Annotated in this window: 21 protein-coding genes and 1 riboswitch; of the genes, 9 read left to right on the top strand and 12 right to left on the bottom strand. The window is 58.7% G+C overall.

All coding sequences use genetic code 11. From position 1 onward, the window contains the following. Positions 1–57 precede the first annotated feature (57 nt). The 4 genes from ACR0EN_RS00485 to ACR0EN_RS00470 are packed head-to-tail and all read right to left on the bottom strand — an operon-like array spanning position 58 to position 6,620. Positions 58–2,619, bottom strand: a complete 2,562-nt coding sequence (locus ACR0EN_RS00485) for a putative PEP-binding protein (protein WP_480584716.1) — start codon at positions 2,617–2,619, stop codon at positions 58–60. 36 nt (positions 2,620–2,655) lie between these two features. After that, on the bottom strand, positions 2,656–4,875 hold the full coding sequence (gene glyS / locus ACR0EN_RS00480; protein WP_480584713.1) for a glycine--tRNA ligase subunit beta: 2,220 nt from the start codon (positions 4,873–4,875) through the stop codon (positions 2,656–2,658). Between the two features lie 9 nt (positions 4,876–4,884). Next, a complete protein-coding gene (gltS, locus tag ACR0EN_RS00475) occupies positions 4,885–6,093 on the bottom strand; it encodes a sodium/glutamate symporter (RefSeq protein ID WP_170596125.1) in 1,209 nt (402 codons plus the stop codon). Between the two features lie 5 nt (positions 6,094–6,098). Continuing rightward, positions 6,099–6,620: a DUF6446 family protein gene (locus tag ACR0EN_RS00470; RefSeq protein ID WP_170465487.1), complete on the bottom strand. Its 522-nt coding sequence runs from the start codon at positions 6,618–6,620 to the stop codon at positions 6,099–6,101. 78 nt (positions 6,621–6,698) lie between these two features. Here ACR0EN_RS00470 and ACR0EN_RS00465 point away from each other — a divergent pair, with 78 nt between their 5' ends. Beyond that, positions 6,699–7,331, top strand: coding sequence for a MarC family protein (locus tag ACR0EN_RS00465; protein ID WP_170626061.1), 633 nt, complete (start codon positions 6,699–6,701; stop codon positions 7,329–7,331). An 8-nt stretch (positions 7,332–7,339) separates the two neighbouring features. Here ACR0EN_RS00465 and ACR0EN_RS00460 read toward each other — a convergent pair whose 3' ends face one another. Continuing rightward, a complete protein-coding gene (locus ACR0EN_RS00460; protein ID WP_480584710.1) occupies positions 7,340–8,269 on the bottom strand; it encodes a glycine--tRNA ligase subunit alpha in 930 nt (309 codons plus the stop codon). 206 nt (positions 8,270–8,475) lie between these two features. Here ACR0EN_RS00460 and ACR0EN_RS00455 point away from each other — a divergent pair, with 206 nt between their 5' ends. Further along, complete coding sequence (locus ACR0EN_RS00455) at positions 8,476–10,215, top strand: serine protease (protein ID WP_170817618.1); 1,740 nt, start codon at positions 8,476–8,478, stop codon at positions 10,213–10,215. Between the two features lie 55 nt (positions 10,216–10,270). Here ACR0EN_RS00455 and ACR0EN_RS00450 read toward each other — a convergent pair whose 3' ends face one another. The 5 genes from ACR0EN_RS00450 to metZ all read right to left on the bottom strand — a co-directional run bounded on the left by ACR0EN_RS00450 (position 10,271) and on the right by metZ (position 16,869). Next, the gene (locus ACR0EN_RS00450; protein ID WP_480584707.1) at positions 10,271–11,845 is read right to left on the bottom strand and encodes a thiamine pyrophosphate-binding protein; all 1,575 of its coding nucleotides are present in this window, start codon (positions 11,843–11,845) and stop codon (positions 10,271–10,273) included. Continuing rightward, a complete protein-coding gene (locus tag ACR0EN_RS00445; protein WP_170393516.1) occupies positions 11,845–13,293 on the bottom strand; it encodes a TrkH family potassium uptake protein in 1,449 nt (482 codons plus the stop codon). Before ACR0EN_RS00445 ends, ACR0EN_RS00450 begins: the two co-directional genes overlap by 1 nt. Positions 13,294–13,344: 51 nt before the next feature. Next, entirely contained in the window at positions 13,345–14,112 is a 768-nt protein-coding gene (locus tag ACR0EN_RS00440) for a hypothetical protein (RefSeq protein WP_480584704.1), read from the bottom strand. 281 nt (positions 14,113–14,393) lie between these two features. Continuing rightward, complete coding sequence (folE2, locus tag ACR0EN_RS00435) at positions 14,394–15,497, bottom strand: GTP cyclohydrolase FolE2 (protein WP_480584701.1); 1,104 nt, start codon at positions 15,495–15,497, stop codon at positions 14,394–14,396. A 181-nt stretch (positions 15,498–15,678) separates the two neighbouring features. Next, positions 15,679–16,869 (bottom strand): O-succinylhomoserine sulfhydrylase, encoded by a 1,191-nt coding sequence (gene metZ / locus ACR0EN_RS00430; protein ID WP_170393523.1) that lies wholly within the window; start codon positions 16,867–16,869, stop codon positions 15,679–15,681. A gap of 62 nt (positions 16,870–16,931) precedes the next feature. Then, a riboswitch (SAM riboswitch) is annotated at positions 16,932–17,009 on the bottom strand. Between the two features lie 130 nt (positions 17,010–17,139). On the opposite strand from metZ, the gene ACR0EN_RS00425 reads away from it, so the two are divergent. From ACR0EN_RS00425 to ACR0EN_RS00410, 4 genes are all read left to right on the top strand, one after another. Then, positions 17,140–17,829 (top strand): glutathione S-transferase N-terminal domain-containing protein, encoded by a 690-nt coding sequence (locus ACR0EN_RS00425; RefSeq protein WP_480584699.1) that lies wholly within the window; start codon positions 17,140–17,142, stop codon positions 17,827–17,829. Between the two features lie 60 nt (positions 17,830–17,889). Beyond that, entirely contained in the window at positions 17,890–18,516 is a 627-nt protein-coding gene (locus ACR0EN_RS00420; RefSeq protein WP_170596016.1) for a GNAT family N-acetyltransferase, read from the top strand. Positions 18,517–18,652: 136 nt separating this feature from the next. Beyond that, positions 18,653–18,976: a 2Fe-2S iron-sulfur cluster-binding protein gene (locus tag ACR0EN_RS00415; protein ID WP_170596018.1), complete on the top strand. Its 324-nt coding sequence runs from the start codon at positions 18,653–18,655 to the stop codon at positions 18,974–18,976. Beyond that, a complete protein-coding gene (locus ACR0EN_RS00410) occupies positions 18,976–19,767 on the top strand; it encodes an FG-GAP repeat domain-containing protein (RefSeq protein WP_170596020.1) in 792 nt (263 codons plus the stop codon). The genes ACR0EN_RS00415 and ACR0EN_RS00410 overlap by 1 nt, the downstream gene beginning before the upstream one ends. A gap of 94 nt (positions 19,768–19,861) precedes the next feature. Here ACR0EN_RS00410 and purD read toward each other — a convergent pair whose 3' ends face one another. Continuing rightward, positions 19,862–21,124 (bottom strand): phosphoribosylamine--glycine ligase, encoded by a 1,263-nt coding sequence (purD, locus tag ACR0EN_RS00405; RefSeq protein ID WP_480561771.1) that lies wholly within the window; start codon positions 21,122–21,124, stop codon positions 19,862–19,864. 74 nt (positions 21,125–21,198) lie between these two features. Between purD and xseA the strand changes: the two genes are divergently transcribed. Together xseA and ACR0EN_RS00395 are read left to right on the top strand one after the other, a co-directional pair. Continuing rightward, positions 21,199–22,683, top strand: coding sequence for an exodeoxyribonuclease VII large subunit (gene xseA, locus ACR0EN_RS00400; protein ID WP_170393536.1), 1,485 nt, complete (start codon positions 21,199–21,201; stop codon positions 22,681–22,683). Positions 22,684–22,686: 3 nt separating this feature from the next. Further along, a complete protein-coding gene (locus ACR0EN_RS00395) occupies positions 22,687–23,265 on the top strand; it encodes a glutathione S-transferase family protein (protein WP_480584694.1) in 579 nt (192 codons plus the stop codon). Between the two features lie 58 nt (positions 23,266–23,323). Here ACR0EN_RS00395 and ACR0EN_RS00390 read toward each other — a convergent pair whose 3' ends face one another. Continuing rightward, positions 23,324–23,719 (bottom strand): hypothetical protein, encoded by a 396-nt coding sequence (locus ACR0EN_RS00390; protein ID WP_170393540.1) that lies wholly within the window; start codon positions 23,717–23,719, stop codon positions 23,324–23,326. Between the two features lie 141 nt (positions 23,720–23,860). Here ACR0EN_RS00390 and ACR0EN_RS00385 point away from each other — a divergent pair, with 141 nt between their 5' ends. Further along, the gene (locus tag ACR0EN_RS00385) at positions 23,861–24,499 is read left to right on the top strand and encodes a lysoplasmalogenase family protein (protein ID WP_480584691.1); all 639 of its coding nucleotides are present in this window, start codon (positions 23,861–23,863) and stop codon (positions 24,497–24,499) included. Positions 24,500–24,503 lie beyond the last annotated feature (4 nt).

Here is a 24,503-nt window from a genome sequence, read left to right as displayed (position 1 = left end):
TTATTATCGACAGCGGAACGTTTCTTACGCCACTATTTCTAGGTAGGAGACAGTTAGTCAACCCCCAAGTTTGGACGAAATCGCCAGTTGAGCGGCAGACAGCCGAGCGACAGGAACCCGGAAAGGAGAACAGGACACATAGTCGAATCCAAGTGACCGGCAGATAGCGATTGATTCGGGGTTACCACCATGTTCGCCACAGACAGAAAGCGTAACGTCTGGTTGGGCTTGACGCCCGCGCTCGGCCCCCAGCTTCAGCAATTCACCTACCCCATCTGCATCCAGAACGTGAAATGGATCTTCGCCAAACACGCCTTGGCGGACATATGCCGACATGAAGCGCCCAGCGTCATCGCGCGACAATCCGTAGGTCATCTGGGTCAGGTCGTTTGTTCCAAAGCTTAGGAAAGCGGAATGTGGCGCAATCTCATTCGCGCGCAGACAGGCCCGAGGCGTTTCCACCATCACTCCCAATCGATAGTCGAACTCCTGCCCCTGCTCCGAGGCAACCTCGGCCGCTACAGTATCGATGCGTGTTTTGACCAGTTCAACCTCGCGCTTGGCCGAGACCAGCGGGATCATGACCTCGGGTACGACAGGGGCACCTTCTTTGCTGGCCTCAACCGTCGCCTCGAAGATCGCGCGTGCCTGCATGTCGTAGATTTCCGGCACGGTGACACCCAGACGAACCCCGCGCAACCCCAGCATCGGGTTGTACTCGCTCATCGCCTCGACCCGACGTTCGACATCCGAGATTGGCAAATCCAGCGCCTCAGCCAGCTCGCGCTGACCAGTGCGCGTAGTGGGCAGAAACTCGTGCAAGGGCGGATCGAACAGGCGGATGCAGACCGGCTGCCCCTCCATAATCCGGAACAACTGCACAAAATCCTGCCGTTGCATCGGCAGCAACCGTTCCAGCACAGCGGCACGTCCAGACGGGGTCTGCGCAAAGATCATTTCGCGCATAACGGTCAGGCGGCCAGGATCGAAGAACATGTGTTCCGTTCGGCACAACCCGATCCCTTCTGCTTTGAAGTTTCGCGCAGTTTGCGCGTCAGCGGGTGTATCGGCGTTGGCGCGGATGGCGATGTCCCGCTCGGCATCGGCCCAGCTCATCAGTGTCTGAAAGCAATCATCCAGCGCCGCTTCAAGCATCTCGGGTTGTCCGGCCAGAACCTGACCAGAAGTCCCATCGATGGTCAGAATATCGCCTGTCTTGAACACTCGCCCATCTGGTGCGCTTAGCAGCTTTTTCTTGGTCTGGAATCGCATCTCGGACGCGCCGACGATACACGGCAGACCCAGACCTCGGCCAATCACCGCCGCATGGCTGGTGATCCCGCCCTTTTCGGTCAAAACAGCTACTGCGGCATGCATTCCGCGCACATCTTCGGGCGAGGTTTCACGGCGCACAAGAATACAGGGCTCCCCCCGCGCGGCGCTGGCCTGCGCTTCGGCAGCCGTAAAGACAATTCGACCGGTCGCTGCACCGGGGCTGGCCGCGATGGCTGTGGTCAGCACATCACGCTCGGCCTCAGGATGGACCTGCCGGTGCAGAAGTTCATTCAGCGAATGCGGGTCGATCCGCATCACGGCCTCTTGCGGCGGAATGATCCCGTCTTCGGCCAAGCGCACCGCGATCCGCATCCCGGCCCGCGACCCGCGCGGAACCCGCACGCCGTCCAGAATATGCACCTTGCCGTTCTGCACCACGAATTCGACCTGCATCTCTTCGCGCAGCTTCTCACGCATTAACGCAGCGTGGGCCTTGAGATCGGCAAAAGCCTCGGGCGCCACATCCTCCAGCGATTGGCCGCGCTCGTCCTTTTCCAGATACAGCGCAGCTACACCTTCCCCGAGCGCATCGCGCCCCTGGCTCTGGCTCAGATAGCGGCCCGTGATTTGGGGCATACCTGTCGCAGGGTCAATCAGTTGCAACACGCCTGAACCGCATTCCCCCTGTCCGACGCCCGGGATCATCTCTTGAATCACCAGCCCCAAACCGGCATCCGCAGGTGCGCCCTTGGCCTGCCGCAGCAGCCGGGCCGACGTGCCATCCCAGGCACGCGCCATCGAACGCAGAACACCGATCAGTTGCTCTCCTCGATCTTGCGGGAAGGACTCGTCGGTTTCATCTTCATACGCCCGCAGGGACAAGCTCAGCCCTTCGCGCCCATCCGCATCGATGGTATCGAACACATCCGGGTCCAGACGCGCAATATGGAGCGCATAGCTCTGCACAAACCGCAGATATAGCGCCGCCGCCGCATCCGCCCCCATTTCCGCAGACCGATCCAGATATCGGGCATCGTTCATGCCGATATTCAGCACCGCCCCCGGTCCACCCCAGTCAGGATCTTCTGAACTGGGCCGTACACACAGCAATGACTCGGCGTCGAACTGTTCCAGAATGGCCGCGATGTCGGGAATGTCGCCCTTGGCAATTCGCTGCACCGCGTCAAAAGAAAGGGCCACGGTCCGCGGCACCGGCATGTCCAGCCTGACCAGTCGTTGCAGGCACTTCGCCCGGCCACCATGGGTATTGGCGGCAACGGGCGCTTTTGGAGTGATAAGCGTGGTATGCGGATTATTCTGCACTGCGGCACCTTTTGGTTTCACCGCAGCATAAGCCCCTGCGCCCTTGGCGCAAGGGCGTTATCCCTCGATACGCGTCAGATCAGCAACGCTAGAGCAGACCTTACGGATCTGGCTCAGCAGGTTCAGACGGTTGCGGCGCAGAATGTCATTATCGGTATTGACCTGCACGTCCTCAAAGAACGCATCCACCGGCCCGCGCAGTTCGGCCATTGCCGCCATCGCTGTCGGGAAATCCTCGGCCTTCAGCGCGGGATCGATCTTGGCCTCTGCCGCGTCAAGCGCTGCAAACAGTGCCTTTTCGCTGTCAGTTTCAGCAAACTTCACATCCGCGCCGTAAGAGTATTCGACTCCATCCTTCTCTTCCGCCTGAGACAGGATGTTGTTCGCACGCTTGAACCCCTGCACGAGGTTCTCTCCATCCTCGGTCGCAATCACCGCATTCAGAGCGCGGGCGCGTTTTACCAGGAGGTTGAGGTCGTCATTCCCCTCCATCGCGATACAAGCGTCGATGACATCATGGCGGATGCCTTCGTCTCGGAGGAAGACTTTGAGGCGGTCGTGGAAGAAAGAAAGAAGATCGTCAGACGCGTCAGGAACCTTTTTCTCAAGCTCAAGAAATGCTGCTGCGGGCGATCCTTCAAGCTTTTCTTTGACAGTCTGGAATGAAGCACCAAAGACACCATGTTTTGCGATTTCTTCCAGGAGATCGCGGACATTCGCTTCGGGCAAAGCCTCATTGATAGCGCGTTCTGATCGAACCAGTTGACTATCGAAAAAACGGTCCAACCGAAGACGCAGACCATTATTCACGATTAGTCGAATTACCCCTAACGCCGCGCGACGCAGAGCAAACGGGTCCTTCGACCCGGTTGGTTTCTCATCAATCGCCCAAAATCCTGTCAGCGTATCTAGCTTGTCGGCCAGCGCTACGGTCACCGACAGCGGTGCGGTGGGCACGTCATCCGACGGCCCCAGCGGCGAGTAATGCTCCTGCGCCACAGCCGCGACGGCAGCGTCTTCGCCAGCCGCTTCGATATAATACCGCCCCATAAGCCCTTGAAGTTCAGGAAATTCATAGACCATTTCGGAGTTCAGATCAGCCTTGGCCAAACGCGCGGCTTTCTCGGCCTGATCCGCATCCGCCCCGACCACTGAGGCCAGTTCTCGGGCCAGCGCGGCAATGCGGTCGATGCGTTCCGCCTGAGTGCCCAGCTTGTTGTGGAAAGTCACATTCTCCAACGCGCGGGTCCATTGGGCGATGTCCGACTTGGCAACGCGCAGGTCGTTCTCCCAGAAGAATTTCGCATCGGCCAGACGGGCCGACAAAACCTTCTGGTTCCCCGCCAGAATGGTTGCGCCGTTATCGGCGGTCTCGCGATTGGCGACGGTAATGAAGCGCTCGATCCGCCCCGTCTTGGGGTTCTTCACAGAAAAGAACTTCTGATGCTCTTTCATCGAGGTCTGCAGTACCTCGGGCGGCAGCTCAAGAAACTCCTCGTCGATCTGCCCCATCAGCACAACGGGCCATTCGACCAGACCGGCAACTTCTGCCAGCAGACCCTTGTCGTCGACGACTTCCAGACCGGCGGCGAAGGCCATGTTCTGGGCATCGTTCCAGATATGTTCGGCGCGCTCTTCGGGCGACAGCACCACGAAGGCGCGTTTCAGCTTGGCGGCATAATCCTCGAACGAGGTCACCGTAAACCGGTTCGGGGCCATAAAATGATGGCCCTCAGTCGTATCACCGGACGTGATCCCTTCGATCGCAAGCGGCACGACCTGCGCGCCTGCTTCATCGGTCAGGATGCACAGGATCGAGTGCAAGGGCCGTACCCACCGCACCGATCCAGCCCCCCAGCGCATGGATTTGGGCCAGGGGAAGTTTCGAATGGTAGCTTCTAAGACCTCGGCGATGATTTCAGCTGCTGGACGACCCGCCTTTTCAATGGTGGCGAAATACACTGCGCCTTTGGGCGTGTCGCGCTCTTCCAGCTGGTCTCGGGTCAGTCCCGCGCCGCGTAGAAAGCCTTCGATGGCTTTGTCAGGCGCGCCGACCTTTGGGCCTTTGCGTTCTTCGCGGATTGTCGGGCTTTCCGCCAGCAGGCCTTCAACCGCCAGCGTCAGGCGACGCGGCGTCGTCAGTGCAGCGGCAGAGCCATAGGTCAGACCGCCTTCGACCAGACCATCGGTGATCCGCTTTTTCAGGTCTTCACCGGCGCGGGTCTGCATGCGCGCGGGGATTTCCTCGGAAAACAGTTCGATCAGCAGGTCGGGCATTTTCGGTCCTTAGAAATTGACAATCGTCTGAATGACGATGGCATTGGCGATGTCCACAAAGAATGCGGATACAAGGGGCAGTACGATAAAGGCAATAGGCGACGGGCCATATCGCTTGGTTACGGCGGTCATATTTGCGATAGCTGTGGGGGTAGCACCCAGAGCGAACCCCCCGAACCCGGCGGCCAGAACGGCGGCGCGGTAATTCGATCCCATCAACGGAAACAGAACCCAGATCACGAACACCACGGCAAACAGGGTCTGGGCGGTCATGATCACCGCAATCGCAAGGCCCAGTTCGGCGATGGTCCACAGTTGAAGGCTCATCAGCGACATCGCCAGAAATGCACCAAGCGCGAATTCCGAGATCAGCGCCAGCGAGGGCGTGCGTGAGACCGGCTTGGCATTCGGCGCGAACATGGCGCGGAGATTGGCAATCACGATCCCCATGATAAGGCAGGGCACAAACAACGGCAGTTTCAGCCCTGCGGCGCTGATTGCTTCGCTCAGGATCGCGCCTGAAATGATCGCGAGGTTGAGATACAGCAGCACCCGCATGATTGTCAGATGATCAATCTCGGATTTCTGGTCGACCTCATTGGGCAGGCCCACCGTATGCTCTTCCCCGGGGCGTTCGGGGCTGAGATTGCGCCCCTCGATCAGCAGCCGCGCAATCGGCCCCCCGACCAGAGCGGCCAGCACGAGACCCAATGTGGCCACGGCCACCCCCAACTCGGTTGCGCCACTCAAACCGGTGGCGCCCGCAACTTCGGGGGCCCAGGCGATCGCGGTTCCGTGCCCCCCGATCAGCGCAGCAGACCCGAACAGCACCCCGGCTTGCGCCGGATAACCGAACATCGCGGCCCCCGCAGCGCCGATCACGTTTTGCGCAACGATGGTCAGAAGCGTCAAAATCAGAAGCAAAAGCAAAGGCTTGCCGCCCGCAATCAAATCGGACAGACGGGCATTTAGACCAATCCCGGCAAAGAACAGAACCAATAGAAAGTCTCGTGCGGTCAAGCCAAAGGATAGCTCAATGCCGAAACCAAGATACAGCGCCAATACCACGAGCGAGGCAAGAAGGCCCCCGGTTACCGGCTCGGGGATGTTGAAGCTGCGCAATTGTGCGACACGGGCGTTGATCTCTGCCCCCAGCAGATAGACCGCAAAGCCCAGCGTTGCTGTCAGGAACTCCGGTATCTCAACGACCATCCCCATCTGCATCAGCCCTCGGGCCTGGGTGGGCACTCCTCGCCCACAACCGTGCCGTCATAGGCCTTTTCACCGCAATTGTTCAGCGCATGCCAGACGTAGCCTTTACCATCCTGTGTAATGGCAACGATCCGGTCGACACCATAATGGATGTTCTTGGTGCCCAAGAAAGCCTGTGCTTGACCCGATTTCAATACGTCGGCCAGCGCAACTGCGTCGTAGCAGTCAAACCACCCTGGCGCGGTCAATGGCTCGGGGTTCTCGACAGGGGTAAAATCCACCATTTGATCCGGCCTCAACTCGGTTTCGAAACAGGCCCGATACCGGATCGGAGAACTGTCGGCGTCAATGGCCTTAAACCCAGTATAGGCGATGGCTTCGGGCGCTTCCGCCCCTTGCGCCAGCAGGACCACATCCTGGCCCGGGCGCGGTTCTACCTCATAATAGAACCCATAAACCTGCAGGTAATACATGCCAGCACCGGCCAGAACTCCAGAAATCAGAAGGATTAGCGCAACCAATTTTCCAGTCATCGTTTACGCCACCTCTTTCAAGTTCATAGAAAATAAGACAGGTTCCCAAGCAGTACGGTCAGAAACGAGGCTACTCGCATGGAAACCACTCTTGCCGTCGGATTCTTTGGCGCGCTTTTTGCAATCATGAATCCGATTACCAACTTGCCTGTGTTCCTGAGTGTTACGCAAGACCTGCCCATTTCGGATCAACGCAAAGTGGCTGTGAAGACTGCGCTTTATTGCACGATCCTCGGTGGCGCCTTCGCTGCGATCGGCAGTCACGCGCTTGGGCTCTTTGGCATCAGCGTCGATGACCTGCGCGTCGCCGGTGGCCTTGTTGTACTGATGATCGGCCTGAACATGCTGAACGGGAACCAGAGCAGCTCGCATCACGGAACCGACGGAGAAAAGAAATCCTATCCCGCGCCCGAGACCGTTGCGTTCTATCCCTTGGCTTTTCCCATTCTGGTCGGCCCCGGAACAATCACAACACTGATCCTTTATGCGCACCACATCAAAACCCCGGTCGAAGCCGTTGTCTATGCAGGTGTATTTCTGTTCGTGGTGGCCTTGCTTTTGATCACGTTCTGGAACGCATCGGCGTTGGCTAAGCGGCTGTCGGACAATGCCCGAGTGATAATGAGCCGCTTCATGGGCATGATCCTTGCGGCTATCGCAATCAGCATGATCGCAGACGGCCTGAAGGCGTTGTTGCCCGGACTGGCCTAGGCGCTGCATCAAGCTTCGAACCCGGCAGCCTCGGTCTGCACGAACGCATCGGCGCATTGCTTGGCCAATGCGCGAACGCGGCCGATATAGGCCTGTCTTTCGGTAACCGAAATCACCCCGCGGGCGTCCAGCAAGTTGAAGATGTGGCTGGCCTTGATGCACTGATCATATGCGGGATGCGCCATGATGATGCGCTTGCCCGTCTTCGGGTCGTCATGTTCCTGCGCCAGAATGGTCGCGCATTCGGTTTCAGCCTCTTCGAAATGACGCAGCAGGACCTCGGTATTGGCAATATCGAAGTTCCAGCGGGCGTATTCCTCTTCGGTCTGCTTGAAGATGTCGCCATAGGTCAGCGGGCTGGGTGATTGCGGATCGTTGAACGGCATATCCATCACATGATCAATGCCCAGCACATACATGGCCAGACGTTCCAGACCATAGGTCAGCTCACCCGAAACCGGCGCACAGTCATGGCCGCCGACCTGCTGGAAATAGGTGAACTGGCTGACTTCCATGCCGTCACACCAGACCTCCCATCCCAGACCCCACGCACCCAGAGTGGGGCTTTCCCAGTCATCCTCGACAAAGCGGATGTCGTGCAGATCCATGTCGATGCCGATGGCCTCAAGGCTGCCCAGATACAGCTCTTGCAGATCCGGCGGGCTGGGTTTGATCAGCACCTGGTATTGATAGTAATGCTGCAACCGGTTCGGGTTTTCGCCATAACGTCCGTCTGTCGGGCGACGCGAGGGCTGAACGTAGGCCGCTGCCCAAGCCTTGGACCCCAAAGCCCGCAACGTGGTTGCTGGATGGAACGTACCTGCGCCGACCTCCATGTCATAGGGCTGTAGGATCGCACAACCTTTCGACGCCCAATAGGACTGAAGCCTTAGGATAATCTCTTGAAATGAACGTGGTGCGCTATTGGGTTCGGTCATGACAATTCCCTTGGACGCGCGGGGCGCCCGGTTCCGGTAGGTTCGGCCCTTCCTATGCAAGGCATCCAAGGGCGTCAACGGGCCAATCGGCCACTCTGTCGCTGAGCGGCCACACACAGAATTCCCCGTATTCCGGGCATGGCAATCGGACCGCGATTCCGCGTAATCTGCGCCAAAGTGAAAACACTGCAGAACACGGGCAGACAATGACACGCGTATTTACGGTTATTACATTCTTTATCCTCTTCGGCCTGCGCGCCGCTTTTGCCCAGCAAGATGCGGGCGTCTTTGTTCAGATCGAGGCGCAGCCGTCGCTGCGCGAGGCGCAGGAACGGGCGCAGGTCTATGCGAACGCACTGCCCGATGTGAACGGGTTTCGGCTGAATTCCGGCTGGTATGCCATTGTTATCGGGCCCTATTTACGCGACGACGCCGAACAGGTGCTGCGCGTTTACCGGGCCGAGCGTCAGATCCCATCGGACAGTTTCATCGCATTCTCCAGCGCGCTGGGGCAACAGTTCTGGCCCATCGGTGCCAACATCCTGAACCGCGGCGTCGTCACCGCCCCGATCCAGCCCGAGCCGCAGCTAGAGCAGCCCTTGGCCGGTCTTACCCTGCAGGACGCAGATGAAACCCGTTCGCAGGCTCTGCAGGGCGAACGCCTTTTGACCGCGCAAGAGCGCAGAGACCTGCAAACCGCGTTGCAGGCAGCCGGGTTCTACAATTCAACAATTGACGGAGCCTTTGGTCAGGGCACCCGCCGCTCGATGGGCGATTGGCAACGTTCCAACGGGTTCGACGCGACTGGCGTTCTGACCACGCTGCAGCGCAAAACCCTGATGGATGACTACAACGCTCCACTGATCAGCGTCGGGATGGCACGCTATTCCGACCCGCAAGCCGGGATCGAACTGGACATGCCAATAGGCGTCTTGGGCTTTGACCGTTACGAGGCACCCTTTGCCCATTTCAACCCCACTTCTGATCTGGACGCCAAGGCGCTGCTGATCTCGCAGGAAGGCTCTGCCGCAACCCTGCGGGCGCTCTATCAAGTGATGCAGTCGCTTGAAATCGTTCCTCTGGACGGTGAGCGCAGCCTGCGCGGCAACAGCTTCACGATTGAAGGACGCGGAAATGGCATGGCCTCGTTCACGCAAGCAGCTCTGAAAGACGGCAAGATCAAAGGTTTCACGCTGGTCTGGCCTGCCGGGGATGAGGCTCGCCGTGCCCGAGTTCTGGCCGCGATGCGCGCAAGCTTTGCCACGACCGATGCCGTACTGGATGCAGGTGCCGGAGCGGATGCCGACCAGCGCATCGATTTGATGTCTGGACTGCAAATCCGCAAACCGCGGCTATCGCGATCGGGCTTCTTCGCCGACGCTGGTGGTACGGTTCTGACGGTCACCGAGGCCGCTGAAAGCTGCACCCGCATCACGCTGGACGGTGACCAAGAGGTTCAGCTGGCTTGGCAGGATGCCGATCTTGGTGTCGCTGTGCTGCGTCCTAGCAAGACCCTAGCCCCGATCAGTGTTGCCGAGTTCCGCGCGGGCGTTCCGCGTATTCAGTCTCAGGTCGCTGTTTCGGGCTTTTCTTACGAAGGCGCATTGGGTGCCCCTACTCTGACCTTTGGCGAAATCGCTGATATCCGCGGCCTGAATGGAGAAGATGGCGTCAAACGCCTTGCACTGTCCGCCCAACCCGGCGACGCGGGAGGACCTGTTTTTGACGATAGCGGCAGCGTTGTTGGCATGTTGCTACCTGCCCCTTCCGATGGGCGTACCCTGCCCGACTCGGTCAGCCTTGCGGCGAATGTGGCACGTCTGACCGAGGTTCTGACCAAGGCGGGCATCTCAGGTCAGCCCGCGCAAGGCTCAGCCCAGATTTCACCCAACGAACTGAGCCGCAGAGCCAACGGAATGACCGTTCTGGTGCACTGCTGGGACTGAACAATCAGGTTCAGGAAAAGGCGCTGCACGAAGGTGCACGCCTTTTTTCATAGGTTTACAGGATATCCGGTGTGACCCGTATTAATGTGGGAACCTCGGCCTGAAAGGCGGCGCGCACTGCGTCCTGCATCTCATCCAGCGTCTTCGGTGCAGCTGACAGCGCCCCGAACGCCTCGGCCAGTTTGCAGAAATCCGGGTTTCGCGCGATCACCGCATTGGGCGCGATCTGTCCGCGCACCATGCTCTCTTCAATCTCTTTGAGTTTACCATTGTCCCACAGAATGATGGGTAGCGGCAGGCCGAGTTCGACAGCAACCCCAAGCTCTTGCATTGTGTAGTGAAAACCATAGTCACCCGCGATGACCGCTGTGGGTTTGCCCCGCCGTGCTACTGCACCACCGATCCCGGCTGGCAGGGCGTAACCCAGCGTGCCAAATCCAGTCGGGTGGTGCCAATGATAAGGAAAGCCCATGTCCCAGACTTCTTTCGCGACATACGCGAATTGGGTCATGTCCGAATAAATCATCGTATCCAAGGGCATGGCCGCCCTGAGTGCATCGACCACGGGGACAATGCCCGGGCGCTCGGCATCTACCTCGGCCCGCCAGCGCGCGCGCGCCTCGCGCACCTCGTCCGCAGACCAACCAGCGGCTGGTTTTACCTGATCGGACACTGCCCACAGCGCATGCGCAAAACTCTCACCATCTGCCTGCAGTTTGACAGCCGCACGATGGTGGTCTGACAGCACTTGCGGGTCCAGATCAACACGCACCATAGTTGCGTTGTGGCCCAGATTATGGCGCCACAGATCAACCTCGCCCAGTTCAGCACCGACAACAACGACAAGATCAGCCGAGGCAATTACTTTGGCGCTGCCCGGTCGTGGCAGCATCGATCCGAAATCCAGCGGATAATCGGACCCGGCCAGCCCGCGACCGGCATAGGTCGTGAAGCACGCCGCCCCCAACTGGGTCAGGATCTGTCGCCAAAGGTTAGACCGGCACCCGCCGCCTAATATGAACAAAGGCCGCTGCGCGATATTCAGCAGCGACAGAACCGGTGCCACATCCGGTGGAACAGTCTGGTTGCGCAAGGCAGGCTGGTTTGGAAAAGGCGCAGGCGCTGCCTCGGCCTCCAATTGCGCGATGGGTACCTGAATGTGTTTCGGTCGCGGGCGCGACAGCTCAAACTCTTCGAAGGCGCGCTCGATCAGACCATAGGCAGCCTGGGCATTGTTCGCCTGACAGGACCAGTCTGTAACTGTCTCGGCCGCAGCGCGCTGATCCTTCATCTGATGCAATTGGCCACGCAGTGCTTGTGTCTCTTCGAGGCAAGAAGACAACACCAGCATCGGCACCGAATCCGAATAAGCCTGCCCCATCGGCGTCATGATGTTGCACAGGCCCGGTCCGGTGATCACATAGGCCACCCCCGGCTTGCCAGACGCGCGGGCATATCCATCGGCCATGAAACCGGCCCCCTGCTCGTGCCGGGCCAGAACATGCGTGATCCCGGCCTCTTCGATACCGCGATACATTTCCTGATTATGCACGCCCGGTATGCCAAAGATCACGTCAACGCCACGATCCTTAAGCATGTGCGAGATCTGCGCCCCAAGGGGTCGTTTCATTAGCCTCTCCAGAATTGAACGGTAAAGATTGCGTAGACAGCTAGCAGTTCAAGGCGTCCGACCAGCATCCCGATCGTCAGCAGCCACTTGGCACCGTCATTCAGCCCCGCAAAGTTGCCTGCTGGCCCGATCTGTTCCCCCAGTCCCGGCCCCACATTAGCCAGTGCCGTCGCGGCCCCCGATACCGAGGTGATAAAGTCCAACCCAGTCAGGGCCAGCGCCCACGACAGAACCCCCATCGATAGTGCAAAGAACATGAAGAAACTCATGACCGAGGTCAGCACGTCGCGACTGATCGGTCGTCCATCATAGCGCGGCACGAACACACCATGCGGCGAACGAATTCGGCTGAGCTGGGTTTTAATCGACGCAAACAGCAATTGATAGCGGAACACCTTGATCGAACACGCGGTGGACCCCGCGCAACCGCCAATCAATCCGATCAGGAAGAACAACATGACCGGAAAACTGCCCCAGCCCATATAGTCGACACTCGCGTACCCTGTGCCCGAAATGATCGATGTGATGTTGAACAGCGACTCGCGGAATGCCTGCTCCCAATGGTGCGGAAAGACCGAAGTCAGGAAGATCGACATAATCACAACCAGAACCACGATGGTTGCCAGAAACGCCCGAATCTGGCTGTCTTTCCACAACGAGCTTGTGTGACCATTGGCCAATTGCACATACCGCACGAATGGCAGCGCCGCGAGGATCATGAAGATGGCAGCGGCATATTCCAGAGGTCCCGAAAACCGGGCGAAAGAGCTGTCATAGTTTGAAAACCCGCCCGTCGCGATTGTGGTCATGGCATGTACGACGGCGTCAAAAAAGCTCATGCCGAAACCGGCATAGACCAATGCGCAGACCACCGTCAGAAATACGTAGATCAAGGAAATCTGCCCGGCGATCTCTTGCGCACGAGGCAGAATTTTTCCCATGGTTTCAAACCCTTCCGAGCGGAAGATCTGCATCCCACCAACGCGCAGCTCGGGTAGGAACACCATCGCCACGACGATGATTCCGATGCCCCCCAACCATTGCAAAACGCCCCGCCAGAGCAACAAGCCCTGTGGCAGTTCGTCTAGCCCCGAGATCACGGTTGAACCTGTGGTGGTCAGCCCCGACATCGCCTCGAAATAGGCATCGACGAAACGCAGTTCAGTTTCGCCGAACAGAAACGGAATTGCGCCAAAAACCGGCAACGCCACCCAGACACCCGAAGTCAGCAAAAAGGTCTGACGGATGGTCAGACCTTCGCCCACTCCGTTGGAACAACTCATCGCAAGAACACTGCCGGTCAGCAGTGTTATGACCGCGCTTTCAAAGAAAACATGCCACTCGCCCCGCCCCTCGATCATGTCGACAAGCATAGGCAGCAGCATGGTCGCCCCTAGAATGGCGACCAGCAGGCCAATCACATATCCGACCGGGCGAAGATCCATCATGACGGGCAGCGTTGGCGCGCCAGCCCGACGGTGTCAAGCAGATGATCCGTGTTAACTGTCGGATTTTATCTCAACGCCCGGCATCGCGGGTGGCTTCGACGGGGCGCGTGCACGACGCGGTGCCGGTTTGGCCTGCTCAGCCGACGCAGCTGCGGGTTTCTTCGTCGCAGGTTTTGCAGCGGCAGGTTTCGGAGCCGCTGTGGCCAGAGGCGCAGCTTTTGCCGGGGCGGGCTTTGCTGGGGCGGGCTTAGCTGCCGCAGGTGCCTTGGGCGCCGCTTTTGCCGTGTTTGCTGATGCTTTCGGCGCTGCGGCTGCCGGTTGTGCCTTGGCTTGTGCTGAAGATTTGAACTCCGCAACCGGCTTGGCCGCCGTTGATACTGGCTTGGCCGCTTTCGAGGCGGGTTTTGCAGATACTTTGGCCTTCGCCGGTGCTGCTTTCACAGCCGGTTTGGCTACCGGGGCCGCCTTGGGTGCAGCGGCCGCAACCTTAGGAGCTGCCGCTTTCGGCGCTGGTGCCGCCGCAGGCTTAGCCGCCGCCTTCGGCTTTGGTGCTGCTTTGGGTTTCGGCGCGGCTTTAGGCTTTGCTGCAACCTTGGCTTTTGCAACCGGTCTTGCTGGCTTTCGCGTTGCTGGGGTCGCCGCTTTGCGGGCAACCGGTGCGGGTGCCTCGGCTGTCTTCAATCCGTGCAGAGGTGTCATCGGCAGATCAAACGCCGCGCGGGTCATGATCTGCATGATCTCAATCTGGCTGGCCATTGCGTAACCGGCCATCCGGATGGCCGCTGCCTGAAACTCAAGCGGTTGAGTAATCGGATTCATTGCATGTCTCTCCTGATAAAACCGAGGCAGCGGGTAGATGAGTAAAGGACCCCGCCCGCCCCAATCGTCCGGGCGGATTTGCAGGTTGGCGGTCCAAGGCGTTGCACGTCCCGGTTTCCTTTCGGGCTGCGCGACCCGGTTTTTACGGATGCGCAGCAGCTGCACTCGGGGACAATCTAGCGCAATTTAGGGTGCAGATGCAGCATTTCTTGCTGCAATGCGGCAAAAAAGCGCCCATGCAGGATTTTTGACTGTTTTTCCAGCAGCTTCCGCAGGGTCAATCAGCCCACATGAAACAGCGTCGTAAACAAACGCGGGTCCAGGCTCGCGGTTTCGAAGGTTGGACCTTCGGTTAGAATCGAGACCGCATCATGGCTGTGCAGGCTTTCCTGATGGCTGGCGATCACACGGAAATCGCCGACATGATGATCGGCCTGCAGCTCGGCGCAGAAAAGACGCGCGGCATCTTCCACGAATATGGGATTGGCAGCGTTCAGTTCGGCAAAGGCCTGTTCATCTTCGCGCTTGACCATCACCTGAGTTTCGGTTGGCACCGCGCGGCGGCACAGCGCGATCAGATCTTCGAACCACAGACAATCGGCGTTGCAATCGATAACCACCGAAATCCGCGCCACCGAGCGCTGGGAATGCGGCGTCGCCAACTGCCCGCGGGTTGCGCGCGCGTGTTCGCTCAGTTCCAATGAACAGGGGCATGTGGACGAATAGACATAGTCCAGATGCATAATCTTCAGACGTTCTCCGCCTTGATCAACCAGTTCCAGCGCGATGTCGTAATACTGGTATCCGGACAAGCCCGAACGCAGGCTCTCAATCCGATCGGGATAGGATAACCGCATCTGTATGCGCGCATCCAAACTATCCAGATCAGTCAGATAGTCGTTCAGCGCTGCCTCCATCACCTCAAAACTAAAGGTGCGCTCGGCGTGCTTGTAGAAGGACCGCATGATACGAGACATGTTGATGCCCTTCTTCTCGGCCTCAAGGCTGACAGACCCGGTGACCGAGGTCTCAAGTGTCAGCTCGGCACCGCTTTTGCGATGGAACCGGATCGGCAGGCGGAAATTCGAGATGCCGACATGCTGGATTTGCTGCTTCGAACCCCGGATCAGGCTGGATGGACCGTTTTGCAGATCCGGCAATGTGGCCTTGTAGGCTGCATCCGCCTCGAACTCGTGGGGATATTCGCGCGACAGGGCTGGATAGTTTGACGGCAACAGCCCCGGGACAAGCTGCGCAATGGCCGGGTCCAGTTGACTGATCTCGGCCGCCGAGGCTGATTTCGCCCATTCGCGCAGCACCTTGAGCGCTGCTGCGGCCTGATCGTGATCGGGTGTCTCGTTGATGTCGCGCGGATGAATGTTCATTGGCACGGATCCCTTGCTAGGCCGACGGTTATATACCACCGAGGTTTAATTACCATTCCGGAACGATACGCGCCAAATATCATCCCGGATCGAAATTAGATGGGAAAAACCGTCACTTTTCAACCAAAAGCGCCCGATCAGGCGGATCACACCCGCCTGATCATGGGTCATAGGCGCTGTCCTAGCTCTGCGAGGCGGCCAAAGCGCGTTCGATATCCGCGAGCAGATCATCGGCATCTTCCAGCCCCACCGAAAGGCGGATCAGGCCCGGCGTGATACCCAACTCATCGCGTTGTTCGTCGCTCAGACGCTGGTGCGTTGTGGTGGCCGGGTGCGTTGCGATCGACTTGGCATCGCCCAGATTGTTCGAGATCACAGGGATCGTCAGCGCATTCAGGAAAGCAAATGCCGCCGCTTTGCCGCCCTTGATGTCCAGCGATAGAACCGTACCGCCCTTGCCGCCCAGCTGCTCTTGCACCAACGCGTTTTGCGCATGGGTTCTCAGCCCGGGATACAGCGTCCGCTCCAGCGCCGAATGCCCTTCCAAAGCTTCTGCAATCTTCTGTGCGCTGTCAGCTTGCGCATTCACACGCAGGGCCATGGTTTCAAGACCTTTGACCATGATCCAAGCGCTGAACGGGCTAAGCGCACCGCCGGTGTGCTTCATGTAAGGCTCGACCGTGCCACGGATGAATTCCTTGGTGCCGATGATCACGCCGCCCAGCGCCCGGCCCTGCCCGTCGATATGCTTGGTCGCCGAATAGACCACCACGTCGGCTCCCTGTTCGATCGCGCGCGAGAACACGGGTGTCGAGAACACGTTGTCCACGATTACAACCGCACCCACCGCATGGGCCAGCTTAGACACGGACGTGATGTCGATCACTTCAAGCGTCGGGTTCGACATGGATTCAAAAAACACTGCCTTGGTGTCAGGCCGGATCGCGGCCTCCCACGCGTCCAGATCGGTGCCGTCTACAAAGGTCACCTCAACGCCATAACGCGTCAGGATGTTTTCGAGGATATACAGACAGGACCCAAAAAGCGCCTTGGCTGAAACCACATGGTCGCCCGCCTGCAGCATCGAAGTCAGCGCACCGTTCACAGCGGCCATACCTGAAGCGGTGGCAAACGCATCCTCGCCGCCTTCCAAAGCTGCGATACGCTGCTCGAACATCGACACGGTGGGGTTGCCGTAGCGGGCATAGATGAACTCATCCGGGCCGCTTTCGATAAACCGGGCCTCGGCCTGCTCGGCGTTTTCGTAGACAAACCCTTGCGTCAGAAAGATCGACTCAGAAACTTCATTGTACTGACTGCGACGGACGCCGCCATGGACGGCTTGGGTGCGTTTGTTCCAGCTCTCGCTCATCTCATTCCTTTCAGCCCCGCATTGGAGGCAAACAAAAAACCCCAGACGCGGCCAAGCGAAAGGGGTCTTTCATCCTGACCTTTTAGCGGTGTTGTTTAACGTGGCCCGCAATCCGGTAACAAATCGCCACATGAATGAAGATGCGTTTACGCCCCGCCCCGGAACACGTCAAGCCCGACTGATCACCGGTCACGCTTTCGTAACACGGCCGGGCGCGCTATTGCCGTTTGTGCAGAAAGCTTCATGATCGCCCAAACTCAAGGAGGCCCCATGATTGATCTCTATTTCTGGCCCACGCCCAACGGCTGGAAAGTGTCCATCGCTCTGGAAGAGATGGAGCTGCCCTACAAAACCCACTTAATCAACATCGGCAAGGGCGACCAGTTCGATCCCGAGTTTTTAAAGATCTCGCCCAATAACCGCATGCCCGCCATCGTCGACCCGGACGGCCCTGGCGGCGCGCCTGTTTCGGTCTTCGAAAGCGGCGCGATCCTGATGTACCTCGCCCGCAAGACCGGGCGATTCTACGGCAATTCCGAACGTGACAGGATCGCAGTCGAGGAATGGTTGATGTGGCAAATGGGCGGCGTTGGTCCGATGGCCGGCCAAGCGCATCACTTCCTTAGATACGCCCCACATCTGGACCCGCCACAAGACCATCCCTATCCGAAAGATCGCTATCGCAGTGAGGTCGGGCGTCTCTACGGCGTTCTCGACCGGAGGCTGGTCGAAAACGAATACGTCGCCGGCGATTTCTACTCCATCGCCGACATGTCGATCTGGGGCTGGGCCAGCCTATGGGAAGGCCAGCAACAGGTGCTTGAGGACAAACCGCATTTCACCCGCTGGCTGGACATGATGAGCGCTCGTCCTGCGGTTATAGCAGGCCGCGCGTTGCACGCAGACCTGCGGGGAGATCATCGGGACCAGAAATCACAGGGCGTTTTGTTTAAACGGTAAGCAGGGGGTATGTTTGGATCGCAAGTCATATTTTCTGGATGCTAGAATCAGGAGTGACTTTTGACTGCGATAGTACAATCGGCTTCTAAATCTGTTCCGCCCGAGACTCTCGCCGATCTTCTTTGGAGCACAGATCCAAAACTAAACGGCTACATGTTTGGTAAAATGGATGTCTTGCACAAGATCATCGGAACGGAATGGACTGCGCAACAGGGTTTGTATTCATACAAACATGCCTTTACGGCCATGCAACACGACAAGGTTGCGGGTCTCCTTATTGGGCATACAGACGAAGAGTATTCTGCGAATTTCGATTTTTCCGTGGATAATCAGGCTAATGCTCTTGGCGAAGATGAAGCGCTTCATCTAAAATCTGCCTTGCATTGGATGGATCGGTTATTTCCTGCCCCGCGTCAAAACTCCTACTACATTCTCGAATTCGCCGTGAGTCCAGATATGCAGGGCACTGGTATTGCCGGCCAACTCTTTGAAGTAGCAACAAAACGAGCTTTGGCTGGCGAGTGCAATCAGATATGCCTTGACGTAGCCGCCAACAATGAAGCCGTTAGTTTTTATGAGCATATTGGATTTAACGTCGAAATTGAAACACGCGTGCCCGTATTGGACGACGAATATGGAATAGGTGTGCACCTGCACATGGTCCACGAGATCGATCAAAGCCTCTGACATCGGCGCAGGCTCAATCACAATATTGTTGATAAGAACATTCATGCGCGACCGTTCAAGTCGCAATTCCCTCTAGAAACACTTAACTCGCTTCACTAAGGAAGAATTCGACAACCGAAAAAGGAAGACGCACGCAATGGCAAAGATCACCTATGTCGAGCATGGCGGTACCGAACATACAGTCGAGGTCGCCAACGGACTGACAGTCATGGAGGGGGCCCGTGACAACAATATTCCCGGCATCGAGGCCGATTGCGGTGGCGCCTGCGCCTGCTCGACCTGCCACGTCTATATCCACGCAGATTGGGTCGAGAGAATCCCCGCCAAGGACGACATGGAAGAAGACATGCTGGACTTCGCCTATGAACCCGACCCGACCCGCTCGCGCCTGACCTGCCAGATCAAGGTCACCGACGCGCTGGATGGTCTGGTTGTGCAGATGCCCGAAAAGCAGATCTGATGCACTCTGATGCGCCGCGTCAGCCCAACCGCCTTTGGCACCGTCGGGCGCGCGGCGCTGTTCTGATGGTTTGCATTTGGCTAACGGGGAATATGCCCGCAGCCAGCGGCGAAACCAAAGTATCTGCTCGCTTCACGGAACCAACAACACGCTACGCCCATGGGGTGCTTGGCGACGCCGTCGAATACGGTGCTTTGGAAATCGACGTCGGAACAAGTCTTTCCTCGGCGGCACAGCGAAAAGCCGATAGCTCCAAACGCTCGACCGTTACTGTACGTCTGCCCGAAGACCGCGTATTCGAAGATCTTGCCCCACGCCTGGCCGATATCGATCAGGACGGGTTGCCAGAAATCATCGTTGTAGAGACCCAGCAGCATACGGGTGCTCAACTGGCGATCTATGACATAAATGGTCAAAAAATCGTCGCCACCCCCCATATCGGCACACGCAACCGCTGGCTCGCCCCCATCGGTGCCGCCGATCTGGATGGTGATGGACATGTCGAGATCGCCTATGTCGACCGCCCGCACCTAGCCAAAACTCTGCGCATCTGGCGTTACAAAGACGGTGAACTCATTGAAATCTCGACAATCCCTGGCCTTACCAATCACAGGATCGGAGAAGATTTTATTTCAGGCGGTCTGCGCCAATGCGAAACGCACCCTGAGCTGATCCTCGCCAGCGCCGACTGGTCGCGGATCATAGGCGTCTCGTACAGCAAAGGCTGGCGACAAAAAGACCTCGGACCACTCAACAGTCTCAAAGATCTGGCCAACGCACTAAAGTGCTGATCCGATCTTCATCTGGCCATAAATCTCTTGGGGAGCGCGAGGGGCTGGCCCCTCGCTCACAAATATTCAAGACGGGCGCAGCCCGACTACTGAGTTAAAGCGCGCGCCAGCCGATGTCGCGACGGAAGAACCCTTCAGGCCAATCAACACCTTCAACCATGTCATACGCCCGGTCGCGTGCGTCTTTCAGCGTTTCCCCACGCGCAGTCACATTCAGAACGCGGCCACCCGCGGCCTGAACCTTGCCTTCAGCCGCTTTTGTCCCCGCGTGGAATACCATGTTGCTACTATCCTCGGCCAGATCACCCAGGCCGTTGATCACAGTGCCTTTTTCATAAGAACCAGGATACCCCTTTGCCGCCATCACGACCGTGATGGCGTGATCGTCGGCCCAGTTCACCCGCGTCTCAGCCAAGCGACCCTCGGCCGCCGCGTGCATCAGGTCCATGGCCTGAGCGCCAAGGCGCATCATCAGTACCTGACATTCGGGATCTCCGAACCGCACGTTGTACTCCACCAACCTGGGCTGACCATCCTTGATCATCAAACCGGCGTAGAGCACACCCTGAAACGGTGTCCCGCGCCGCTTCATCTCGGCCACCGTCGGGCGCACGATCTGATCCATCGCAAGGGCCTCGATCTCGGCGCTCAGCACCGGGGCCGGAGAATAGGCGCCCATCCCCCCAGTGTTCAGCCCGGTATCGCCCTCGCCGACGCGCTTGTGATCCTGCGCTGTGCCGATCGACAGGATATCCTCTCCGTCACAGAGCACGAACAGAGACGCCTCCTCGCCCTCCATGAACTCCTCGATCACCACTTCGGCCCCCGCGCCACCAAAGGCTCCGCCGAACATGTCGTCAATCGCGTTCAGGGCGGTTTGCTCGTCCATCGCAACGATCACGCCCTTCCCGGCAGCCAGCCCATCGGCCTTGACCACGATCGGGGTCCCCTGCGCACGGATGTATTCCTTGGCGGGCTCAGCCTCGGCGAACCGGGCATAAGCCGCCGTCGGCGCGCCGGATGCGTCACAGATTTCCTTGGTGAAACTTTTTGAGGCCTCCAACCGCGCCGCTTCTGCCGAGGGCCCGAAAACCAGCACACCCGCTTCGCGCAGCCGGTCAGCGACCCCTGCGGCCAAAGGCGCTTCGGGGCCAACGATCACGAAATCAATCGCGTTTTCCTCGGCAAAGTTGACCACAGCACCGCCATTCTCAATGTCCACCGCCGCGCACTCTGCGATCTGGGCGATCCCGGCATTCCCCGGCGCCACAATCAGGCGATCACATTTGGGGTTTTGCATCACCGCCCAAGCCAGACTGTGCTCGCGTCCACCGCTGCCGAGAATGAGGATATTCATGAAACGCTCCGATCTGCTTGGCCTTGCCTGCGCGGCGTTCTAAGCTGCGCAGAGATTTGACACAAGGCGCTGAAATGTCCGACCTGCTAGATGACCCGATTCCGGGTCAGAACACCCCCGAATACACTGTCTCGGACATCTCAGGCGAGGTGAAGCGCACGCTCGAGGGCACCTTTGGCCGAATCCGTGTGCGTGGAGAAGTGGGCCGCGTGTTCAAGGCCCGTTCGGGTCATCTGTATTACGACATAAAGGACGACCGGAACGTGCTGGCCTGCACAACTTGGAAAGGGCAGATTTCTGGTCTTTCAGTTGTTCCCGAAGAAGGCCTCGAGGTTGTCGTCACCGGGCGCCTGACAGCTTTTGGAGCCCAGTCGAAATACAACCTGAATGTCGATGAAGTCGCCGTCGCCGGGCAAGGCGCGCTGATGGCATTGCTGGAAAAGCGCAAAAAGCAGCTCGAATCCGAAGGCTTGTTTGCGGCTGAACGCAAGAAACCCCTGCCCTACTTGCCGCAGATCATCGGCGTTGTCACTTCGCCCTCCGGTGCGGTGATCCGAGACATCTTGCATCGGCTGCGTGATCGGTTCCCGCGCAAAGTACTGATCTGGCCCGTCGCGGTTCAGGGGGCAAACTGTGCCCCCGAAGTGACCCGCGCCATCGAAGGCTTCAATCAACTCACACCGGGCGGGGCCCTCCCGCGACCCGACCTGATTATCGTCGCGCGCGGCGGTGGGTCCATAGAAGACCTCTGGGGCTTCAACGAAGAAAGCGTAGCGCGCGCGACTGCAGCCTCAGAAATCCCGCTGATCTCGGCCGTCGGGCACGAGACGGACACCACCCTGATCGACTATGTCTCGGACCGCCGCGCGCCTACGCCAACCGCCGCTGCCGAACTTGCCGTACCGGTCCGCATGGAACTGCTGGCTTGGACCAACGAACAAGGGGCCCGCCTGTCGCGCGCCTCAACGGATGCCGTGCAACGCCGCAGCCAGCGTCTGCGCGACCTGTCCCGAGCCCTGCCCCGCCCCGATACACTGCTGGAAAGCCCGCGCCAAAGGCTCGACCAAATCTCGGAACGCCTGCCCAACGCGCTGATCCGGGGTGTTCAGAACCGCCGCGTCAAACTGCTGGACAGTGCGGCCCGCCTGCGCCCCTCGACCCTGCGCAGCTTTGTCGAAACCCGCCGCGATCGCTGGCGCAACCTGTCCTCACGCCTGTCACTGCGCCCGATCCAGCGCGAGCTGGAAACACGGCGCGACGCTCTGAATCGCCTATCCGAACGCCTGAACACCGGGCAATCCACGCGATTGGACCGCCTGCGCCAGCAGATGGACGCCACCGACCGCCTACGTGAAACGCTGAGCTACAAGGCGACGCTCGGGCGTGGCTACGCCGTCGTGCGCGCCGAAGGAGAGGTCATCACAACCAAAGCTCAAGCCTCCGGTCACGCTGTTCTTGAGATCGAATTCGCTGACGGTCGCCTCAGGACCGGGGCTGCGGGCAAGGCGCCACCCAAGAAATCCAAACAGGCACCTCCTGATCAGGGATCGTTGTTCTGACCGATGTTGACGATCTGGGGCCGTAAAACATCCTCGAACGTTCAGGCCCTAATGTGGTGCGTGGGTGAGCTTGGCCTAGAATACCAGCGTCACGATCTTGGCCATCGCTTCGGCGGGCTGGACACTGCAGCGTTTCGGGCACTGAACCCAAACAAAACCATCCCCGTCCTGCAAGATGGCGACAACCCACCGCTTTGGGAAACCGGCGCCATCCTGCGATATCTGGCCACCCAATATGGCGAACAGGCATTCTGGCCTTCGGATCCTGCCCGGCGCGCCACGATCGACAAATGGGCCGAATGGGCGAAACTCAACGTGGCGATGGCGTTTACCGTTCCGGTGTTCTGGCAAATTGTGCGAACACCCGTTGAACAGCAGGACCAAACAGCGATCCATCGGGCCGTCAGCGATTTGGAAATCAAACTGGCAATCGCAGACAAGGAGCTGGACCAAAACACGTTCCTTGCGGGTGAGCATTTTACACTGGCGGATATACAGTTCGGCACGTCCTTTACCGCTACTACGATATCGACATCGTCCGCACTCCGTTACCGCATTTGCGTCGATACTATGAACGGCTAACCGAAAGGCCCGCGTTTCAACATCACGTCATGCTGGACTATGAAGACCTGCGACCATTTCAGACCCCGACATCCGGTCCGTAGCACAACATCTCTTCGCCAATATCCTCGGCCTCGTACAACTCGGTCGCTGTCGGATCGCCCTCGAATTGCGCGATCAATCCGCCCCCAGATTGCCAGAAAACCCAGCATTGCGGCGCCAGTTGATCCTCATAGATGAAACAGATCTGATCTTCCTGCTCGTACCAAACTCCGTTCATGCAATTGCCATCCAGAAATGACCAGATGACTCGGCGGTCTGGCAGATACCGTTCGACTCCGTAGGCCTGCCCATCGAACCCGTAATACAAGGTTTTTCCACGCGTATACGCATCGAATTCAGACCCCGTCAGAGGCGACTGCGCCGCAACGGGCTGTGAGGCAAGGGTCAGCAGAATCAAGCAAATTCGGATCATGACCACACTGTGTCAGAAGCAGCCCACAAGTGCCATTCAACCTTTCCACATTGCGACGATCGGCAAGATAACTCCACGTCACGCCTTGATGCACCGCCGAGATCATGGCGATGATTGACTCAAAAACATCGGGGACGCACCATGACGACACTTCTTTTCTGGATTGCGGCGGCCTGCGCGCTGGCCTACCTGCCACTTACCGCGCGCCCGGCCGGCACCCTGCGTAGCATGCTGAAAACAGCATCGGTCGTGCTGCTGGCAGGCGTCGCCATACTGGCAAGCGCGCCATGGCTCCTGATCCTCGCCCTCACCTTCTGCGCGATAGGTGATGCCCTTCTGTCACGCGAAACCGACAGCACATTCATGGCAGGCATCGGTGCATTTGCTGCGGGGCATTTGGCCTATATCGCCTTGTTTATGACGAGCCCCAGCAGCAGCCCTGAACAGATCTTCGACCACCCCGCGATCTTCTGGTCCCTGATCATCCTGGGCATCGTTATGGCCACGCTGCTCACCCCCCGCGCCGGAGACCTCAAAATCCCCGTCCTCGCCTATATTCCAATCATCCTGGGCATGGGCATCACCGTTCTTGCCCTTCCCGAAACTGGAGCACTACGCTGGGCCCTTCCCGCCGCGATGGCATTCATCGCCTCGGACCTGGCGCTTGCGACTGAAAAGTTCCTGCTACCTGCCAATCACCCGGCCCTGAAGCTTGCGTCCTATCTGGTCTGGCCGCTTTATTGGGCGGCCCAAGCCGGGTTTCTGATCGCCTTCACCTGACCCT

The organism is Ruegeria sp. AB7 (assembly GCF_056542625.1).
This window is presented reverse-complemented; position numbering and strand designations above follow the sequence as displayed.

Coding starts and splice junctions, on each gene's coding strand:
- ACR0EN_RS00390 (WP_170393540.1), bottom strand. CDS start 23,719: ATGATCCGAATTTGCTTGATTCTGCTGACCCTTGCCTCACAGCCCGTT.
- glyS (WP_480584713.1), bottom strand. CDS start 4,875: ATGCCCGACCTGCTGATCGAACTGTTTTCCGAGGAAATCCCCGCGCGC.
- ACR0EN_RS00440 (WP_480584704.1), bottom strand. CDS start 14,112: ATGAATCCGATTACTCAACCGCTTGAGTTTCAGGCAGCGGCCATCCGG.
- metZ (WP_170393523.1), bottom strand. CDS start 16,869: ATGAGCGAGAGCTGGAACAAACGCACCCAAGCCGTCCATGGCGGCGTC.
- ACR0EN_RS00455 (WP_170817618.1), top strand. CDS start 8,476: ATGACACGCGTATTTACGGTTATTACATTCTTTATCCTCTTCGGCCTG.
- ACR0EN_RS00450 (WP_480584707.1), bottom strand. CDS start 11,845: ATGAAACGACCCCTTGGGGCGCAGATCTCGCACATGCTTAAGGATCGT.
- ACR0EN_RS00395 (WP_480584694.1), top strand. CDS start 22,687: ATGTTGACGATCTGGGGCCGTAAAACATCCTCGAACGTTCAGGCCCTA.
- ACR0EN_RS00410 (WP_170596020.1), top strand. CDS start 18,976: ATGCACTCTGATGCGCCGCGTCAGCCCAACCGCCTTTGGCACCGTCGG.
- ACR0EN_RS00460 (WP_480584710.1), bottom strand. CDS start 8,269: ATGACCGAACCCAATAGCGCACCACGTTCATTTCAAGAGATTATCCTA.
- folE2 (WP_480584701.1), bottom strand. CDS start 15,497: ATGAACATTCATCCGCGCGACATCAACGAGACACCCGATCACGATCAG.
- ACR0EN_RS00465 (WP_170626061.1), top strand. CDS start 6,699: ATGGAAACCACTCTTGCCGTCGGATTCTTTGGCGCGCTTTTTGCAATC.
- xseA (WP_170393536.1), top strand. CDS start 21,199: ATGTCCGACCTGCTAGATGACCCGATTCCGGGTCAGAACACCCCCGAA.
- ACR0EN_RS00470 (WP_170465487.1), bottom strand. CDS start 6,620: ATGACTGGAAAATTGGTTGCGCTAATCCTTCTGATTTCTGGAGTTCTG.
- ACR0EN_RS00415 (WP_170596018.1), top strand. CDS start 18,653: ATGGCAAAGATCACCTATGTCGAGCATGGCGGTACCGAACATACAGTC.
- purD (WP_480561771.1), bottom strand. CDS start 21,124: ATGAATATCCTCATTCTCGGCAGCGGTGGACGCGAGCACAGTCTGGCT.
- ACR0EN_RS00445 (WP_170393516.1), bottom strand. CDS start 13,293: ATGATGGATCTTCGCCCGGTCGGATATGTGATTGGCCTGCTGGTCGCC.
- ACR0EN_RS00385 (WP_480584691.1), top strand. CDS start 23,861: ATGACGACACTTCTTTTCTGGATTGCGGCGGCCTGCGCGCTGGCCTAC.
- gltS (WP_170596125.1), bottom strand. CDS start 6,093: ATGGGGATGGTCGTTGAGATACCGGAGTTCCTGACAGCAACGCTGGGC.
- ACR0EN_RS00425 (WP_480584699.1), top strand. CDS start 17,140: ATGATTGATCTCTATTTCTGGCCCACGCCCAACGGCTGGAAAGTGTCC.